We start from the raw sequence: 17,840 nt of genomic DNA on the forward strand, positions 1-17,840 counted from the left end.
CGCCTCAACCACGCGTGCGCCACGCTTGTGTCCGGGCAAGTACGGCGCGCGACAGGAAGGCGTGAACGAGCCGCGCAAGCACATTGGTGTAAAAGATCATCATGCCCATGGCAGCGGCGGGCGCGATATCCCCGGCATCATCCATGTTAAGCACCGCCACTGACGCCAATGCCGTATCGGCCGAATAGATGAAAACGACTGCTGAAACGGTCGTCATGGCGTTCACAAAAAGGTAGATCGAGATATCGAGAATGGCTGGCAGGCAAACCGGGACGGTCACCTTGGCGAACAGCTTGTAAAAGGGCTGCTTCAGCGATGCGGCTACCGATTCAAATTCGCCATCGATCTGCTTGAGGGCCGTCAGCGCTGTCAGATGGCCGACCGTGTAAAAGTGCGTGATGGTACAGACGACAAGAATGGCCATCGTGCCATAGATCGGATGCAGCGGATTGGCCGGATTGTTGAAAAAGAAAATATAGGCGAGACCTAGCACCAGACCCGGCACTGCCATCGGCAGCATGGCCAGAAAATGGAACACGGCACGGCCTTTCCAGAAACCCTCCGTCTTTTCCACCATGTAAGCGCCGGTGAAAACGATTATCGTTCCGAAGACAGCTGTCAGTGCCGCAAGCTGGATGGAGTTTTTGTAAGACCCCCAGCCGCCGCCATCCATGTGATTGAAGGCGAAGTTTTTGAGGCTCAAGGTGAGGTCATAGGGCCAGAATTTGACCAGAGCTGCCAACTGGCAAACGAGCAGAATACCGACGATGAATATCGCTACCAGGGTGCACCACATGAGGCAGTAGAAATCAAACTTGCGGTTGGGCTTCGGCGCATAGGGTACAGATCGGGCTGAAAGCAGCGCCACCTGCTTTTTCTGAACAAGCCGGTCAACGACAAAGGCTGCAAGCGCCGGTATGAGCAATATGACCGAGACAACCGCGCCCATCTCGAAATTCTGCTGGCCGATAACCTGCTTGTAGATATCAACTGCCAGCACGTTGTATTGACCACCAATCACCTTGGGCAGACCGAAATCCGTAATCACCAGCGTGAAGACGACGAATGCTGCCGAGATCAATCCAAACCGCGCGCCCGGAATGGTCACGGTCCAGAACGTTCGCCATTTGCTCGCCCGCAACGAAGCCGCAGCCTCGTAGTGGCGCTGATCAGAGATGGCAAGCGCCGTCGAAATGATAATGAGTGCGTGCGGAAAGGTGAAGAAAACCGAACCGATCACAATTCCCAGCGGACCGTAGATCGAGGTGCCGAACAGCACGTCGCGGATCATGCCCTGATTGCCGAACAGATAGATCAAGGCAATGCCGGGCAGAAGGGACGGCACGAGGATCGGCGCCATGGCGATCATACGGAATGCGCCCTTGAAGCGCATGCAGCTGCGGCTGATCGCGTAGGCAAAACCAAAGGCAATGCCGACCGTGAAAACGGTGCTGATAACCGCAATGAACAGCGAATTTTGGACCGAGCGGAACAGCGACGGTGTCGAGAAATAGCTGATGTAATTATCAAGGCCGGTTGAACGCGATGATCTTAGTGCGACCCGGCGAAATGTATTGGAATCCAGTTCCTGCCATTCGGTTCCGCGATGCAGATCAGAACCGATCAGATAGGCAGTATCAGGGGTGGTGCCGCGTATTCTATACTTTACCGGGCTACGAAAACTGAATTCGGGAAAGAAGCTTGTCGCTGCGAGCCTGCCATCGGCATTGGTTGCCAGCTTGTCCGGCGAGAGAAGCGAAAGCCTGTCATTCAGCGTAGCGGCAGTGGCGGTTTGGCCGAAATTGCCCGCCGCATCACTCACCTGAAATTCGTAAGCGGTCAAATCAAAGCTATAGGTCGAGAAAGATTTTGACAGCATCACATAGAGCGGCGCAGCCAGCGAGATAATCAGATAAAGTGAGATGACTATCATCAGGCCGCGCTTGACCATATCATCCCGGTCGAGGTGCTGCCGCGGCAAGCGGCCGGATGGCATCAGCGTATCAGTGACTGCTGCCATGGCCACCTCCCCGTGGGAACACGAGAAGTCGGTCTGCGGGTAGTTCCACCGTCAGTGAACCGCCTTCGGCAAGGCCGAGGCGCCGGGTGGCATTGATCGAGAAATCCGCAATCAACACCTCGTCCCCGAGCTTTTCCCCACGCAAACGGGTCCGCCAAAAGGAACCGAGAAATTCCATTTCCCCGATGACAACGTCAATGAGATTACCGGTGTCGCTTGATTTGGATCCGGCTTCGTGCGGGATCACATCTTCGGGGCGTATGGTGGCAATAACGGACTGGTCCGTTTCAAAACGATGCAGCGCGCAGCGCAGCTCACTTTTGCCAAAAGCCACACAATTACTATCCGTGGCCCGTGCATCGAGCTTGTTGGTCTCACCAATGAAATCGGCAACAAAGAGGGTTCGCGGATGCCGGTAGATTTCCGTCGGGGTACCGACCTGCTCGATCACACCATGGTTCATGACCACGATACGATCCGCCATGGACAGTGCTTCTTCCTGATCGTGCGTTACCATGATCGTCGTGACGCCGAGCTTGCGTTGCAGCTCTTTGATCTCGTGACGCAGATGCACCCTTACCTTCGCGTCGAGCGCCGAGAGTGGCTCGTCAAGCAGCAGCAGACCGGGAGAGATGGCAATGGCACGGGCAAGTGCTATACGCTGCTGCTGGCCGCCGGAAAGTTGTGAAGGGTATTTGTTGGCCTGATCAGGCAGGCCCACCAGAGCCAGCAGTTCTTTCACGCGGGCTTCGATTTCGGCCTTCGGCCGTTTGGTATTTTCAAGCCCGAAGGCAATATTCCTGGCAATGGTCAGATTGGGAAACAGCGCATAGGACTGAAAGACAATGCCATAATCGCGCTTGGATGGCGGCAGGGTGGAAATATCTTTTCCACCCTGCCGGATCATACCTCGGCTTTGCAGATCAAGCCCAGCGACGGCCCGGAGAAGCGTTGTTTTCCCGCAACCGGATGGTCCGAGGAAGCAGACAAACTCACCCTCGTTGATATCGAGGGACACATCCTTCAGCGCGTGAAAGTCACCAAACGCCTTCCACAGGTTCGAGATTTGCAGATAGGTCGGATTGCCGGATGGCGCCATTGGAAGCACCTTTGTGGGTGTTGCCGTAGAACGTGCAAGCGTTTCATGTCTCATCGGGGCACCTCGCAATGGTTGAAAGGGGGCGCCGTATTGACGGCGCCCGGTTCAAATGCTGAACGCCCTAGCTCTTCGGTTCCGATTTGGAATCGTAGCGCTTACTCCATTCCTTGAGGATCGCGTTACGGTTGGTCGCCGCCCATTCGAAATCATTCTTGATCATCTTGGAGGCAACATCAGTCGGCAGATTTTCTACGGGCTTGGCAACACCGGGCATCGCCAGCACGGCATAGCCAACATTGTACATTTCATTGGCCTTCTTGCTGATCGACCAATCCATCAGCACCTTGGCAGCTTCCAGCTTGGATGTGCCGGCCATGATGGCTCCAGCTTCCGCTTCCCAGCCTGAACCTTCTTCCGGGAAGATGATATCAATCGGAGCTCCGGCAGATTTGGCCTTGGCACCGGGAAATTCAAACGAGACACCAATAACGGTCTCGCCAGCACCTGCCATCTTGCAGGGCTTCGAACCGGAATGGGTGTAGCTTGAAATGTTCGTGTGCAGACCATCCATAAACGACCATGCATCTTTCTCACCAAACATCTGCAGCCAGGCGGAAACGTCAAGGAAGCCGGTTCCCGACGATGCCGGATTTGGCATGACGATATGGTCTTTGTATTCGGGCTTGGTCAGATCTTTCCAGCTCTTAGGCGGGGTCAAGCCAAGCTTTTTTGCCTCAACAGTATTGTAGCAGATCGCTGCCACATAGGCGTCCATACCCACCCAGCTCGGCGGCGTGGAACTGTCAACGAATTTCGGATCAAGCTTTTCAACACCGGCTGGCGCGTAGGCCTCCAGCATACCCTCGCCCTTCAGCATCAGCAGAGACGACGCAGCGACACCCCACACGACATCAGCCTGCGGATTATCCTTTTCGGCAAGGAGCTTCGCCGTCATGACACCGGTGGAATCGCGTACCCAGTTGATCTTGATATCAGGGTGATCGGCGTTGAACGTGTCAGCATAACGCTGCAAATCGACCGCCTCGAAGGCGGTATAAACGGTCAACTGGGTCTCGGCATAGGCAGCCGATGACAGAAGTGTAAAGGCAAAGGCGGCGAGCGCCGCAAATCTGTGCGTATTCATGACTTTGTTCCCATTTTTGAAGGTCGGCTTATGCGCTTTTTGCTTGGGAAAGGTTCGCCGCCGCCAATTGAGGAATGCCTCGTCTTGTCAGAATGCCCCCGCTCCATGGGTCAATAGTGGGGAATGGTCTTCGATAAGTAAAATCTATTTATCTGATGTTATTGTTGGAAAAATCGATGATGCGGCTGATAATAAAATTCGAAAAAATTCAATAGTTACAATGAAAAAGGAGCGCAATGCGCCCTTTTTCATATTAAAATTCAGCGGTCAACTCAGGACCAGGGCAAAGAATAAGTCTTGATATTGGTATAGCTTTTCATCGCTTCGGCAACGCCTTCCTTGTAGCCATTTCCAGAATCCTTGATGCCACCGAAGGGCGACATTTCGATGCGGTAACCCGGCACTTCCCAAATATTCACCGTACCCACCTGCAGACCCGCAATGTATTTCTGCATACGGCGGAAATCATTCGTGCATACACCCGATGAAAGGCCAAAGGCGGTGGAATTGGACAGGGCAATCAGCGCGTCATCATCATCCGGAGCGCGAATAATCGGAATGATCGGTCCAAAGGTTTCTTCCATCACCAGCTCAGAAGCATGCGGCACGTGGTCGAGAACAATCGGCGGCAGCAGAGCACCCTGACGGCCGGGATTATAGAGTATTTCAGCCCCCTGCTCCGCCGCCATGTGCACGCGGGCTTCAAACAGCGCCGCAGCCTTCTCGTGCACCACTGTGCCCAGATCGGTCGAGCGGTCCATCGGATCACCAAAGCGCAGTTTTTTAGCTCGCTCCAGCACCATCGGCACGAAGCGGTCGGCGACTTTTTCCTGACACAGGATACGTTTGACCGCCGTGCACCGCTGTCCGGAATTCTTGGTGGCTCCCGCCACCGCCAGATCGGCAGCCTTGGCGAGATCGTCGTCGCTCAGGTCATTGAGAATGATCAGCGGATCATTGCCGCCAAGCTCCAGCACCGCGCGCTTGTAGCCTGCCGTATTGGCGATCATCTTGCCCACGGGAACACCACCGGTAAATGTGATGAGCTCGATGTTTGGATTGGTGATCATTTCCATGCCGATATCGGCAGGCCAGCCGGTGACGACCGACAGCATTTCCGGTGGTAGACCCGCCTCGTAAAGAATATCGGCGAGCACCAGAGCCGTCATCGGTGTCAGTTCTGTCGGCTTGCAGACAACGCAGTTGTTGGTGGCGATCGCTGGAGCAATCTTGTGCGACACCATGTTGAGCGGATGATTAAAGGGGGTGATTGCCGAAATCGCCTTCAGCGGCTCGCGCATGGTGAAAATTTTCCGCGCCTTGCCATGCGGGGTCAGATCACAGGAGAATATCTGTCCATCGTCCTGAATGCACATCTGTGCCGACAGCGTGAACACGTCATAGGCCCGGCCCACTTCATAGAGTGAATCGGCTTTGGAAATACCGAGCTCCAATGTAATCAGATCGGAAATTTCTTCCCTGCGGCTGGCAAGCGCTTCGGCGGTGCGGAACAATATCTGCTGACGTTCATAACGCGTCAGCTTTGGCTTATAGTTGGCAGCAATCTCAAAAGCTTGCCGCGCATGTTCCGTCCGGCCTGCCGGAACGGTACCCACCACGGCATTGGTGTAAGGGTAATGAACCTCGATCACGCCATCCGCGTCGACCTTCCTGCCCGCAATACGCATTGGTTCGTGACGCACTTTGAAATCCGCTTCCACCTTGACCATGATCGTGTTCTCCGAATTCGTACTACTGTTCAAAGCCCTGAAGCTTATGCTGGCATCAATCTCTGTGCGTGGTTCGACAGGCTCACCATGAGGGAGATGGGGCGATTGCAGGGAGCTGGATCCTGCAAACCTTGCAGCCATCAAATTCCCTCATGGTGAGCCTGTCGAACCACGCACAATGCTATTGCAAGCCCAAATCTTCAGAACCTCATTCCGCGATGGCCGCAGCCATGGCGGCATAATGGAACGCGTCGAAATTGCGCAGTTCCGGCGCATCCGGCAGATCAGGCAATTTGCGGTTGACGATAAACGGCACGACCTGCTCGGTGAGACCCCCATGCGAACGCAGGGGTTCGTTGAGCGCAGCAAGATCATGCCGGTGCTCGCTGGTGCCAAGCGTCTTGTTTTCCGTGGAGAGGAAAACGATGTCGCCAATCCGGTCATTCGGCAATTCAAAGCGCTCGCACGCGGCAGCGTTGTCGAGAACGACATCGATGCCCTCAACCTTCGCCAAGCGTGCCATGATGTCAGCCTGATCAGCACCCTCAGGCAGATAGGCCGTCGCGAATGAGCCGAGTGCACCATGATGCACCACATAGGGATCAGTGATCGGCAGAATGACGCGGGCCGCGTCCTTGCCTAGCCATTCGTCCAACAGATCTTGAACGTAAACAACATCCGGTGACCCATCGGGCTTGTGCTTCGGTTTCATGCCATGGTCGGCCGTCACGACAATGGCTGCACCCAGCGCGTCGAGTTCGGCCAGATACTTGTCGAACATCTCGTAGAATGCATTGGCTTCGGGTACACCCGGGGCATATTTGTGCTGCACATAGTCGGTTGTGGTCAGATACATCACATCCGGCTTGAACGTCTTAAGCAGCTTGACGCCGGCTGCAAAGACAAACTCCGACAACTCAGCGGAATAGACTTCCGGGACAGGGCGTCCAAGCCATGCCGATGCATTGTCGATACCGTGTTCTGCCTTGGTCGAGTTGTCAGACTTTTCCGACGAGAAACAGATGGCCCGGTCGTCATCAAATGCCAGACCATGACCGAGTAAGGCGCGCAGCTTGTCCTTCGCGGTAACCACGGCAACGCGCGCACCAGCATCATAATAGGCTTTGAAGATTGTCGGTGCGCGCAGGAAGCGCGGATCGTTCATCATCACTTCCTTGCCGGTCTCGCGCTCATAGAGATAGTTGCCGCAAATGCCATGCACTGAAGGCGGGCGTCCTGTGGCGATGGACATGTTGTTGGGGTTGGTAAAGCTCGGAATGACGCTGTGCGCCATGCGCACCGTCCCCTTTTCCTTGATCTTGACCAGAGCGGGCATCAGTCCCGCCTCGATCGCTTCATCGAGATAAGCTGGTTCGCAACCATCAAGGCAGATTGCGATTGCCGTCAGGCGCGGCCAGGCATAGTTGCGGCCGTTGACGCTGACATTGACGGGGGACATCTGGTTCATCAAAATATTCCTTGTTTTGAGCAGGTCAGGCAGCAAGTTTGGCGCGTTCAGCGATGGCAGCAGCAGGCGGGGCGGCAGTATCGACATCCATCTCACGCAGGGATTCTCCCGCAGCTTTGACCACGCGGCGCATAACGTGGTCGTCCATTCGTCCGATACAGCCAACGCGGAAACTGTCCACAACGGTCAGCTTGCCGGGATAGATGATAAAGCCCTTGTCCTTCATCAGTTCGTAGAAACACTCGAATGAAAAGTTCGGATGGGCTGGATTGAAGAAGGTGACAATGATGGGAGATAGCCAGCGGTCTTTGAGCAAGGTCTCGAAACCAAGCTCGCGCATACCCGCAACCATCACATCACGGTTGTTGGCATAGCGGGCGCCGCGTCCAGCAACACCGCCCTCGACTTCGTGCTGGCGCAGCGCCACCAGAAATGCCGCAACCACGTGGGTTGGCGGCGTGTAGCGCCACTGACCGGTTTTGACCAGATGCGCCCATTGTGCGTGCACGTCGAGGCTTAGGGAATGACTGCGTCCCTTGGCGGCTTCAAGCTCATTTTTGCGGGCAATGATGAAACCAAAACCCGGCACACCTTCAATGCATTTGTTGGCGGACGAAACCATGGCCTCATAGCGGATTTCATTCACATCGAGCGAGATGGCACCGAATGCGCTCATCGAGTCGATCAAAAGTTTGCGCCCCTTGGCATAAACCGTTTCTGAAATCTCATGGACCGGGTTGAGAATACCGGAACTCGTTTCGCAATGGACGATGATCACATGCGTGATGGCCGGGTCAGCGTCGAGGGCCGCAGCCACTTCCGGTCCGCGCGGCGGCATGTAGTCACCCTTGTCGATCACCGTATGCGCGCGGCCAAGGTAGTCCAGCGTCTGGACGATACGCTGGCCATAGGCACCGTTGACCAGAACCAGTGTCTTGCTGTCGCGCGAAAGAAAGCTGCCCAGCATGGCTTCCACTGCAAAGGTCCCGCTGCCTTGCATGGGAACACAGTCGAACTCATCGTTTTTGTCGCCGGTCAGCACGAGGAGGCGGCGCCGCAATTCGGCAGTCATGGCGCGGAAATCACCGTCCCACGAACCCCAGTCACGCAGCATCGCCTGCTTGACCGCAAAGGAAGTGGTCAGCGGACCGGGTGTCAGAAGATAGGGTTCGCCAAGCTCCGGCATATCGAAAGGGGTTGCCGCTGTACTCTGGTTTCCCGCCAACATTGTCATTTCCTCCTGACTGGCATGATCTGCTCTTGCCAATCCTTTCCCATGGATGCGATATATATGTAAAATCGTTATTTTGTATCGATGTATAAGTTTATACGATATATAATAAGCGATCAGAACGACCCCCGATATGACAGGGAGAAAAATCATGCGCTATGTCCAGCTTCGCGCCTTTCATCACGTCGCCATCTGCGGCGGATTTTCCCGGGCGGCAGAAATGCTGTTCCTCACGCAACCCGCAATTTCCGATCAGGTGCGCAAGCTGGAAGAGGAATATGACATCCTGCTTTTCAACCGGAACAAGAAACAGGTTACGCTGACGGAAGCCGGACAACGGCTTCTGGAAATTACCCACCGCATGTTCGATACGGAACAGCAGGCACTGGAGCTACTTTCGGAATCCCGGGCCCTCCGCGCAGGCACATTGCGCATCGTTGCTGATGCGGCGCACCATCTTCTGCACATTCTCGGCACATTTCGCGAAAGATATCCCGGTATTCAGGTTTCCGTACGTGCAGGCAATACGGAGACTGTGATCAGCAGTCTCTACAGCTATGAGGCTGATATCGGCGTTCTCGGCGAAATTCCTACCGGGCGTGACTTCGAGATATTGAAACTGAATTCAACGCCGATTGTCGCTTTCGTCTCCACCGAACATCCGCTAGCCGCGGCCAAATCGCTGACACTGGAAGAACTGACGCGCCTTCCGCTCGTCATGCGCGAGCGCGGTTCGAAAACCCGGCAAAAATTGCAGGATCGCGCTGCCAGCATGGGCTTTGACCTCAAACCGGCCATCGAGGCGGAAGGCCGCGAAGCAGTCCGCGAAATTGTGGCATCCGGTGCAGGCATCGGCTTTGTTTCCTCTGCCGAGTTCGGTCAGGACAGCCGCCTTGTGCAAATTCCCATCGCCGGACCCGAAGTGCTGATGGACGAAGCACTTATCTGTCTGCGCGAGCGCAGCGCGGGCAAACTGGTACGGGTGTTTCTGGATATCGCAAAGTCACTGGCGCCGACGTCTTAGGCCGCAGCCTGCACTTTGACGATGTCAGCTTTTACCCGGTCGGACTTGGGATCATACGGACTGCGCAGATGCGCCGTTGCCGGATAGAGTTCACCAGCCAGATCGATGGAGAAACTGCCGCTTTCGATGAATTCCCTGCTGACACCATCGGGGTTTTCGATCAAAGCAAGCGCCACCGAGCGGCCCAGTGTATGGCCGTACGCACCCGAGCGCACCTCGCCGACTGGCTTGCCATCTCGCAGGATGAGTTCGCCGCCCCACAGCATCGGAGTTGCGTCATCCACGGTGAACTGTACGATGCGCCTGTGTGGCGCGCCCTTGGCCTTGGCTGTGATGAGGGCTTCCTTGCCAAGGAACCCGTTGGGCTTGTCAAGGGCAACAGCAAAAGCCAGACCCGCTTCAAACGGATTGATATCGGGTGTCAGCTCCCGGCTCCAGGCACGGAAACCCTTCTCAAGGCGCAATGCTTCCAGCGCGTAGTAACCCGCATCGATAAGCCCCAGATCGTCACCCGCTTTGTGCAAGGTTTCATACACACCAACGGCAAATTCCGTCGGCACGATCAGTTCCCAACCAAGTTCACCGACATAGGTCATGCGGTTGGCATAGGCCGTGGCATAACCGATATCGATTTCACGGATCGTTGCAAACGGGAAGCCGTCATTGGACAAGTCGGCTGACGTAACCTTGCTCAGAATGTCGCGCGAGTTCGGGCCCATCAGCGCAAGGACGCAATAGGATGATGTGACATCCGTCAGGTGAGCATGCCAATCGGCCGGTGTGTTTTTGCGGATCCAGTCGGCATCGTGCACGGCCTGCGCCGAGCCCGTTATGATCAGGAACTTATCAGCCGCAATGCGCATCACGGTCAAATCGGTTTCATAGCCGCCGCGCTCATTCAACATGCCCGTATAGACAGAACGGCCAATCTCGACATCGATCTCTGCAGCGCAGATGCGATTGAGCGCCGCACAGGCATCCTGTCCCTGGAACAACAATTTCGCAAAGGACGTTTGATCGAAAAGCGCAGCGGCTTCTCGGGTTGCCTTCATTTCGCGCTTCACGGCATTATGCCAGTTCTGGCGGCCAAAAGCATATTGGGTTTCCGGTTTCTCACCCGAAACAGCAAACCAGTTGGGCCGTTCCCAGCCCATTTTCGAACCAAAACATGCGCCTTTGGCCGCAAGACGATCATAGAGCGGCGAGCGGCGGAAAGGACGCGCCGTGTCCAATTCACGGTTTGGCCAAGGCATGGCGTAATGCAGGCCGAGCGTTTCCTTGACACGGTCATGCAACCAGCGCGGATTGTTGTTGAACGAGGCGAAGCGGCGAATATCGACCGGCCACAAATCCATGGTCGGCGCACCGTTGACGATCCATTCGGCCAGCGCCCTGCCCGCACCGCCAGCACTGGCAATCCCCATGGAATTGAAACCCGCACCGACAAAGAAATTCTTCAGCTCCGGCGCCTCGCCAAGAATGAAGTTATTGTCGGGCGTAAAACTTTCCGGACCGTTGTAGAACTTGCGGACCTCTGCACGTTCGAGCTGCGGCACACGGATCAGCGCATTCTGCATCAATATTTCAAACTGGTCCCAATCATCTGGCAGCAACGCGAACTCGAAATTCTCCGGAATGCCATTCATACCCCACGGCTTGGCTTCCGGCTCAAACCCGCCCATGACAAGGCCGCCAACTTCTTCCTTGAAATAGATATAACCGTCGGGATCGCGCAGGACCGGAAGATCCGTATGAACACTCTCGATTTTTCCCGTGACGATATACATGTGCTCAGCCGAATGCAGCGGAACAGATACGCCGCACATCAGCCCCACCTGCCGGGCCCACTGGCCAGCGCAATTAACGACGATCTCGGCTGCTATATTGCCCTGATCGGTTTCGACACCGCAGGCGACGCCGTTCTTGACAGTGATACCCGAAACCTTCACCCGCTCGATAACGCGGGCACCACGATTGCGGGCGCCTTTAGCAAGGGATTGCGTCAGATCGGTTGGATTGGCTTTGCCATCTCCCGGCAGCCAGACCGCGCCAACCAGATCATCTGACGCCATGACCGGCCAGATGTCTGCGGCTTCCCTTGGTGACACAACATCCACATCCACGCCCTGCGCGCGCGCCGAGGCAGCCGTCCGCTTAAGAACAGTCATGCGGTCCTGCGTGCGGGCAACCGCCAGGGAACCGCAGTTTTTCCAGCCTGTAGCCAGTCCGGTTTCTGCTTCGAGTTCACTGTAAAGCTTGGTCGAATATTTGATCAGTCCGGTCATATTGGCATGACTGCGAAGCTGACCGACAAGACCCGCCGCGTGCCATGTTGTGCCGCCGCTGAGCTGACCCTGCTCCAGAAGAACCACATCGGTCCAGCCCAGTTTGGTCAAGTGATAGGCGACCGAGCAGCCGATAATGCCGCCCCCTATAATGACCACACGCGCCTGTGTTGGAAAAGCTTTTGCCATGACGATCCACCCATCAAAAGAGATGAGCCAACCTAAGCATACAAATGCAATAAATCAACAATAAAAGTCACATTATGCAACATTTATTCAAGAGGAAATATAAGCCCTATCCCCTTGTCGGTCAGAATATCGAACAAAATATCGCCCGGTTTTTGATCGGTTACAATGGCGGCGGCAATATGTGAATCCGCAATCCTGAGCGGCGTTGATCGTCCGAACTTGGAACTATCGATGACAAAATAGGCCTTTTGCACCAGAGCCAGCATACGCGACCGCAGCACTGAGCCGGCCTTGGTAAAATCGGTGACATCGCCTTCAGGCGTCACGGCGCCTCCACCCAGAAATGCTATATCTATGCGAAATGCTTCCGCAGCCTGCAGAACATCCATACCGGAAGCAGCTTCCTCGTCGGGATTGATCTCTCCGCCCAGAATATGCACCCGGACATTGGGGAGGTGGCACATGAAAAGCGCAATTGCCAGACTGGATGTACAGACGGTCAGGGGTTGACGTAAGGCGCCGAGCGCATGCGCCACGGCCAAAGTAGTTGTGCCTGAATCGAGGAAAACAACCATATCCGGCTTGACCAAAGCGGCCGCAAGCTTGCCGATTTCGGCTTTGCCTCGGGCGTTCTCACGTGCGCGTTCACTTAATCCCGGCTCAACCGCATCAAGCCGCGCCGCGCCGCCATGGATCAGCTCGAATTGACCCTTGTCAGCGAGTATTTTCAGATCACGCCTGATGGTTTCACGCGACACATCAAAAAATCGGGCCAGATCGGCGATGCTGACAGAACCATCCGCCGCAACCCGTTTGAGAATTTCGTCGTGACGGCGGGGAGCAAGAGCCCGGCTTGCCTGGGGATTGGATTCAGACATGACAACACATGGATAGCAAGTCTTCCCTATTGCGAGGATCGGCAGAGTTTATCTGTTCACGGTCAATCCGTCTGGAATGATGCGGCTACGCAAATCACCTCAAACACCCTCATTGGACAAGCTACAGTAAGGCTATCACATTTTGCAACATTTTACACACAAACCCGGATAGGTTCGGGCCTATTTGAACACTTGTATAATTAAAACATGGGGCATAGGGTATGGAGTATGGAGTATGGAGTATCAGAAAGAATTTCTCTTATTTTTTTCTCTTTATGAAAGTTTGCCCATTTGCGGGATCATCTCGACCAGACCGATCTTTATCGGGTCACCAGCGAACTGATACCGGGGGTCGGTGACTTGGGGGAAATCGCACGGACCGAAACTTTTGTCGTAATGACATCCTGCAATAAATGGGTGAGTTTACCTGCTGGCTGCTGGTCCGAGGAGACCGACGTGGTAGCGGGCGAAGGGAATATTTAGAGCATCCCGTCCAAGGAGGTTGGATACATAAGAAACGCCTTGAAACAGGCGATATATAACAAGGGGAACCAAAATGAAGATTGCCAATTTATTTGTTGCAGGTCTCGCGCTGATGGGTATCACCAGTGCGGCAAATGCTGGAACACTCGACGATATCGTTAAACGCGGTGAGCTAAGAGTGGCCGTGCAAACACAAGGCCCACCCTTCTCGATGGTTGATCAAGCAGGTAAGCGCACCGGCAGTTCTGTTGAACTCGCCGAATTGATGGCCAAGGAAATGGGTGTCAAGATTACCTTTCTGGATTTTGACTGGGATGGCCTGATTCCGGCACTCCTTTCCAGCAAGGCTGATCTGCTTGTGGCTGACATGACGCCGACACTGCCGCGCGCCATGAAAGTGGCTTTCACCAAACCCTTCATGTTTACCGGCAGCACAGTCTTTTCCAAGGCTGGCAGCAAATTCACCACGCTCGAATCCTGTAAGGCAGCCGGCACAAAGATTGCAGTCCTGCTGGGGGCAACCGGTGAAAAGGTGGCCAAGGCAACCTTCCCCGAGGCCGACATCAAGAGCTACAAAGGTGGCGGCCCGCTCCTGCTTGATGCGGTGAACAATGGTCAGGCCGATTGCGGCGTCAATGACGTGTCCGCAGTCAAGGGACAGTCAGCCGCCTATCCCGCAGATACGTTCACGATTATGCCTGAAGTCTTGTCAAAGGAACCACTGGCTTTTGCCACGCGCTACGATGAACAGGATTTGCTGATCTGGATGAACCTTTTCCTCGACCAGGTCGCAATCGACGGACGCTTGCAGAAGAACCTCGATTACTGGGTCAATTCTGACGCCTGGAAAAAAGACCACTAAGCAGAACCGATGGTCGCGCGCGCTCCTTGAAACGCCTGCGCGACCGTTCAGATTCCCGTATCACCCCATCCGCCTAGAGCAAGTTTTGTTTATTTGGAGCCGTTCTGCCGGAGGGAATTTGTGGGCAAGAGCAAGGGGTTTGACGAGCCCGATGTTTACCCATCGGGCGAAGTCAAAGCCCGCAGGAATTGGACCAAATTCACCCGGCCCTTCGGGTTTCCGGCTGGCGGACACCCACTTTGTCAGGCAGCTTCGTCCGATGGGTAAACATCGACCTTGCTACCTTACGCGTGGATTGTCTCGCCATCCGAGAAACAGAACTGGCTTCGAATAAACAAAATTTGCTCTAGCCGCCTGAGGGATTACCCCAGACATGCTTGAAAACTTCAGTTTTCGCACCATCGTGGAATATCTGCCTTTGTTCGGGCATGGTTTTCTTGCGACGCTTTGGCTTTCCATTGTTTCTTTCGCTGGAGCGCTGGCCGTCGGCATAATATTGTGCGCCATGAATTTGCAGCGCTCGCGCCTGTCGCAAATTCCCGCCAAAATGTATATCGACGCCATTCGCGCCACCCCGTTGCTGGCGCAGCTGTATTTTCTCTATTTCGGCTTGCCCCGACTTGGCATTGTTTTGCCGGAACTTGTCGTTGGCATTCTCGCGCTATCGCTGAACAGCGGCGCCTACATTGCCGAAATCATCCGCGCAGGCATTCTGTCCATCTCGCGCGGACAAGTGGAGGCAGGTGTTGCTTCAGGAATGACCTATACGCAGCGCATGCGTCTCGTCGTACTGCCTCAGGCGTTTCGCGTGACCATTCCACCCCTGCTTGGACAGGCCATAGTGCTGGTGAAAGATTCCGCGCTGCTCTCGCTGATCTCAGTCTCGGAGCTAACCCGTGCCGGACAGTTGCTCGCTTCTGACCGCTTCATGCCGGCCGAGGGCTTCATTACCACGGCAGCCTGCTACCTCCTGCTTTACTATGGATTGAAGGGGCTCGCAGCCTTGTCCGGGCGATGGCTTGGCGTACGGCCAGTGGGGAGCCGAACATGATCTGGCAACAATTCCAAAGCCTCATCGGCAGCTATCCCTTGGCCCTGCGCGGTCTTGGCATGACTGTCATGCTTTCATTGATCAGTCTCGTGCTTGGTACATTGCTCGGTTTCGGCCTCGGCATCCTGCGAACCGGCGGCAACCAATTGATCAGCCGGTTAATTGGCGCCTGGGTCGATCTGATCCGGGGAACACCGTTTCTGGTTCAGATTTTCCTGATATTCTTTATTCTGCCGGAAATCGGTATCGAACTCGATGCTTTCACCGCTGGTATTATTGCCCTCTCCAATCTGGCAGCATGTTTTATTTGCGAGATTGTCGCTGCAGGCATTCGTGCAGTTCCAACCGGACAGGTTGAAGCGGCGCTGGCATCGGGTCTTTCACGCTGGCAACGCATGCGGCGAGTGGTGTTACCACAGGCCATGCGAATCTCCCTGCCGCCGCTCGTTGGCCAGTATGTCCTTCTTATCAAGGATTCCTCTGTTGTCTCCGCCATCGGATTGACAGACCTTACCCAGGTAGGCTGGCTCGTAGTGCAGCGTGTCCCCAATGGGCTCCTTGTTTTTGCCATTGTTGGCATCGGTTATTTCGCCGTGTGTTACCCGCTCATTCTGCTCGCCCGCAGGCTCGAACGCCGCATGGGTGCCGCCCATGGCGAGGTGCAATTGTGAAAACCGGCAGACACTCCATCAAAGAAGGTAATCAGCATGATTGAGTTTCGCGGCGTCAACAAATGGTTTGGAGCGCTTCACGTCCTCAAGGATATTACGCTCAGCGTCGAACCCCGCGAAGTCGTCGTGGTCTGTGGTCCCAGCGGGTCGGGCAAAAGCACGCTGATCCGCTGCGTCAACGGTCTTGAATCAACACGTGACGGCGATCTCGTCGTTGATGGCCAGCGTATTGGCGACCCCGCCACAGACATGACGCTGTTGCGTACTGAGGTTGGTTTCGTCTTCCAGTCGTTCAATCTTTATCCGCATAAGACCGCGCTGGAGAATGTCACGCTCGCCCCGATCCACGTGCGGAAAATTCCCCGCGCCACCGCTGAAGCCGCCGGACGCGAATTGCTGGCAAAGGTTGGGCTGGCCGACAAATTCAATTCTTATCCGTCCGAACTCTCCGGCGGACAACAGCAGCGTGTGGCCATCGCCCGCTGCCTCTGCATGCGCCCGAAGATCATGTTGTTTGATGAACCCACTTCGGCGCTCGATCCCGAGATGATCAGCGAAGTGCTGGATGTCATGGTCGGCGTCGCCGAAGAAGGCATGACAATGATGGTCGTCACGCACGAAATGGGCTTTGCCCGCAAGGTCGCCCAGCGTGTGGTGTTCATGGATGCGGGCGCTATCGTCGAAAGCGGAACCCCGGAAGAGTTTTTCTCGCATCCGAAGACCGATCGCAGCCGCGCATTCCTGAGTAAAATCCTGCGCCATTGAGCGCTTAAGAGCCGCCGGCATTTTTCAAGGACAAAGCTGTAAGCCGCTCCATAAACAATTGCACAGCCTGACGTTTCGGACCTCGCCCGGTAATTGTGTAAAACCGCAAAAGGCTGCTTACAGGTTCATTGGACAATGGGATAAGTCTGCCCTCGCGAACGAATATCTCGCCATAAGGCATGCGCAGCAACGCGATCCCGCCACCGGCAGCAGCCGCATGCAGACAAAGGTCATAATCCGGAAAACGCCGATCCTGTACGCGGGGCCGGTAACGGTGCCCACGCTCGCCAAGCCAGATACGCCAGGAGTCCGGATAAGCATCATGGATCAGGGGGTAGCGGAGGATGGCCGCCGCTGACGGATTATCGCCAAGCCGCTCCGCAATTTCCGGTGCGGCAGCCGGAATAAAAACTTCATCAAACAGCGGCGACACGACGCCATCGCTCCATTCGCCGCGGCCGTAGCGGACTGCGATATCCACCTCGTTCAACTGGGCAAACCGCCGGTCAAGCTCCATTTCGATGCGAAGGTCCGTCTGTTCCAAAGCAGCAAGGTTCGGCAGAAGCCACAAACGCGCAAAGGACGGCAATACGCTGATCCTGACCGTTTCGGGCTGGCGGTTTTCGCGCCAATCAGCTGCACCGCTATCGAGCAGATCAAGCGCCTGTTCAAACAGCCGCACAAGCCGTTGTCCCTCAATTGTCAGACGAACCCCGCGTCCGTGCCGGTCGAACAAGGGGGTTCCTGCCCAAGCCTCGACAGAGGCGACCCGCCGGCTGATCGCCCCATGCGTAATATCGAGCTCTTCAGCCGCACTTGAAAATGATCCCGTGCGGTTTGCTGCAAGAACCGCCTGAAGGGCATCTAACGAAGGCAATATCGAGCTGTGATTCATTATCACATCTCATGTCATTCCAGCATTCTATGTCAAGGCTTGAGC

14 protein-coding genes are annotated in these 17,840 nt (G+C 55.3%); 5 read left to right on the forward strand and 9 right to left on the reverse strand.

The features are described 5' to 3' along the window. Positions 1 to 4: 4 nt before the first annotated feature. The 6 genes from HB779_RS25135 to HB779_RS25160 form a co-directional block, all read right to left on the reverse strand. Positions 5 to 2,020 carry a putative 2-aminoethylphosphonate ABC transporter permease subunit gene (locus HB779_RS25135; protein ID WP_188346623.1) on the reverse strand — a complete coding sequence of 672 codons (2,016 nt, stop codon included), beginning with the start codon at positions 2,018 to 2,020 and terminating at the stop codon, positions 5 to 7. After that, complete coding sequence (locus tag HB779_RS25140; protein ID WP_371823963.1) at positions 2,004 to 3,173, reverse strand: putative 2-aminoethylphosphonate ABC transporter ATP-binding protein; 1,170 nt, start codon at positions 3,171 to 3,173, stop codon at positions 2,004 to 2,006. The genes HB779_RS25135 and HB779_RS25140 overlap by 17 nt, the downstream gene beginning before the upstream one ends. Positions 3,174 to 3,240: 67 nt before the next feature. Beyond that, on the reverse strand, positions 3,241 to 4,263 hold the full coding sequence (locus tag HB779_RS25145) for a putative 2-aminoethylphosphonate ABC transporter substrate-binding protein (RefSeq protein ID WP_188346624.1): 1,023 nt from the start codon (positions 4,261 to 4,263) through the stop codon (positions 3,241 to 3,243). 272 nt (positions 4,264 to 4,535) lie between these two features. Further along, entirely contained in the window at positions 4,536 to 5,993 is a 1,458-nt protein-coding gene (gene phnY, locus HB779_RS25150) for a phosphonoacetaldehyde dehydrogenase (protein ID WP_188346625.1), read from the reverse strand. Between the two features lie 208 nt (positions 5,994 to 6,201). Next, entirely contained in the window at positions 6,202 to 7,461 is a 1,260-nt protein-coding gene (gene phnA, locus HB779_RS25155; protein ID WP_188346626.1) for a phosphonoacetate hydrolase, read from the reverse strand. Between the two features lie 25 nt (positions 7,462 to 7,486). Then, positions 7,487 to 8,689, reverse strand: coding sequence for a 2-aminoethylphosphonate--pyruvate transaminase (locus HB779_RS25160; RefSeq protein WP_244642911.1), 1,203 nt, complete (start codon positions 8,687 to 8,689; stop codon positions 7,487 to 7,489). A gap of 154 nt (positions 8,690 to 8,843) precedes the next feature. On the opposite strand from HB779_RS25160, the gene HB779_RS25165 reads away from it, so the two are divergent. Next, on the forward strand, positions 8,844 to 9,716 hold the full coding sequence (locus HB779_RS25165) for a LysR substrate-binding domain-containing protein (protein ID WP_188346627.1): 873 nt from the start codon (positions 8,844 to 8,846) through the stop codon (positions 9,714 to 9,716). Here HB779_RS25165 and HB779_RS25170 read toward each other — a convergent pair. Beyond that, the gene (locus HB779_RS25170) at positions 9,713 to 12,190 is read right to left on the reverse strand and encodes an FAD-dependent oxidoreductase (RefSeq protein WP_188346628.1); all 2,478 of its coding nucleotides are present in this window, start codon (positions 12,188 to 12,190) and stop codon (positions 9,713 to 9,715) included. The genes HB779_RS25165 and HB779_RS25170 overlap by 4 nt on opposite strands. A gap of 83 nt (positions 12,191 to 12,273) precedes the next feature. Further along, a complete protein-coding gene (locus HB779_RS25175) occupies positions 12,274 to 13,068 on the reverse strand; it encodes a DeoR/GlpR family DNA-binding transcription regulator (RefSeq protein WP_188346629.1) in 795 nt (264 codons plus the stop codon). Between the two features lie 556 nt (positions 13,069 to 13,624). Here HB779_RS25175 and HB779_RS25180 point away from each other — a divergent pair. From HB779_RS25180 to HB779_RS25195, 4 genes are all read left to right on the forward strand, one after another. Beyond that, the gene (locus tag HB779_RS25180; protein WP_188346630.1) at positions 13,625 to 14,413 is read left to right on the forward strand and encodes an ABC transporter substrate-binding protein; all 789 of its coding nucleotides are present in this window, start codon (positions 13,625 to 13,627) and stop codon (positions 14,411 to 14,413) included. 373 nt (positions 14,414 to 14,786) lie between these two features. Then, entirely contained in the window at positions 14,787 to 15,464 is a 678-nt protein-coding gene (locus HB779_RS25185) for an amino acid ABC transporter permease (RefSeq protein ID WP_188346631.1), read from the forward strand. Further along, the gene (locus tag HB779_RS25190; protein WP_188346632.1) at positions 15,461 to 16,135 is read left to right on the forward strand and encodes an amino acid ABC transporter permease; all 675 of its coding nucleotides are present in this window, start codon (positions 15,461 to 15,463) and stop codon (positions 16,133 to 16,135) included. The genes HB779_RS25185 and HB779_RS25190 overlap by 4 nt, the downstream gene beginning before the upstream one ends. A 36-nt stretch (positions 16,136 to 16,171) precedes the next feature. After that, positions 16,172 to 16,900, forward strand: coding sequence for an amino acid ABC transporter ATP-binding protein (locus HB779_RS25195; protein WP_188346633.1), 729 nt, complete (start codon positions 16,172 to 16,174; stop codon positions 16,898 to 16,900). Between the two features lie 4 nt (positions 16,901 to 16,904). Here HB779_RS25195 and HB779_RS25200 read toward each other — a convergent pair whose 3' ends face one another. Further along, a complete protein-coding gene (locus tag HB779_RS25200; protein WP_188346634.1) occupies positions 16,905 to 17,795 on the reverse strand; it encodes a LysR substrate-binding domain-containing protein in 891 nt (296 codons plus the stop codon). Between the last annotated feature and the right edge of the window lie 45 nt (positions 17,796 to 17,840).

The organism is Phyllobacterium sp. 628 (assembly GCF_014189505.1).
Classification (GTDB): domain Bacteria; phylum Pseudomonadota; class Alphaproteobacteria; order Rhizobiales; family Rhizobiaceae; genus Phyllobacterium.

What these genes read in the sequence shown, in the direction of transcription:
- HB779_RS25135 (WP_188346623.1), bottom strand. Translation starts at nt 2,020, where the DNA reads ATGGCAGCAGTCACTGATACGCTGATGCCATCCGGCCGCTTGCCGCGG.
- HB779_RS25140 (WP_371823963.1), bottom strand. Translation starts at nt 3,173, where the DNA reads ATGAGACATGAAACGCTTGCACGTTCTACGGCAACACCCACAAAGGTG.
- HB779_RS25145 (WP_188346624.1), bottom strand. Translation starts at nt 4,263, where the DNA reads ATGAATACGCACAGATTTGCGGCGCTCGCCGCCTTTGCCTTTACACTT.
- phnY (WP_188346625.1), bottom strand. Translation starts at nt 5,993, where the DNA reads ATGGTCAAGGTGGAAGCGGATTTCAAAGTGCGTCACGAACCAATGCGT.
- phnA (WP_188346626.1), bottom strand. Translation starts at nt 7,461, where the DNA reads ATGAACCAGATGTCCCCCGTCAATGTCAGCGTCAACGGCCGCAACTAT.
- HB779_RS25160 (WP_244642911.1), bottom strand. Translation starts at nt 8,689, where the DNA reads ATGTTGGCGGGAAACCAGAGTACAGCGGCAACCCCTTTCGATATGCCG.
- HB779_RS25165 (WP_188346627.1), top strand. Translation starts at nt 8,844, where the DNA reads ATGCGCTATGTCCAGCTTCGCGCCTTTCATCACGTCGCCATCTGCGGC.
- HB779_RS25170 (WP_188346628.1), bottom strand. Translation starts at nt 12,190, where the DNA reads ATGGCAAAAGCTTTTCCAACACAGGCGCGTGTGGTCATTATAGGGGGC.
- HB779_RS25175 (WP_188346629.1), bottom strand. Translation starts at nt 13,068, where the DNA reads ATGTCTGAATCCAATCCCCAGGCAAGCCGGGCTCTTGCTCCCCGCCGT.
- HB779_RS25180 (WP_188346630.1), top strand. Translation starts at nt 13,625, where the DNA reads ATGAAGATTGCCAATTTATTTGTTGCAGGTCTCGCGCTGATGGGTATC.
- HB779_RS25185 (WP_188346631.1), top strand. Translation starts at nt 14,787, where the DNA reads ATGCTTGAAAACTTCAGTTTTCGCACCATCGTGGAATATCTGCCTTTG.
- HB779_RS25190 (WP_188346632.1), top strand. Translation starts at nt 15,461, where the DNA reads ATGATCTGGCAACAATTCCAAAGCCTCATCGGCAGCTATCCCTTGGCC.
- HB779_RS25195 (WP_188346633.1), top strand. Translation starts at nt 16,172, where the DNA reads ATGATTGAGTTTCGCGGCGTCAACAAATGGTTTGGAGCGCTTCACGTC.
- HB779_RS25200 (WP_188346634.1), bottom strand. Translation starts at nt 17,795, where the DNA reads ATGAATCACAGCTCGATATTGCCTTCGTTAGATGCCCTTCAGGCGGTT.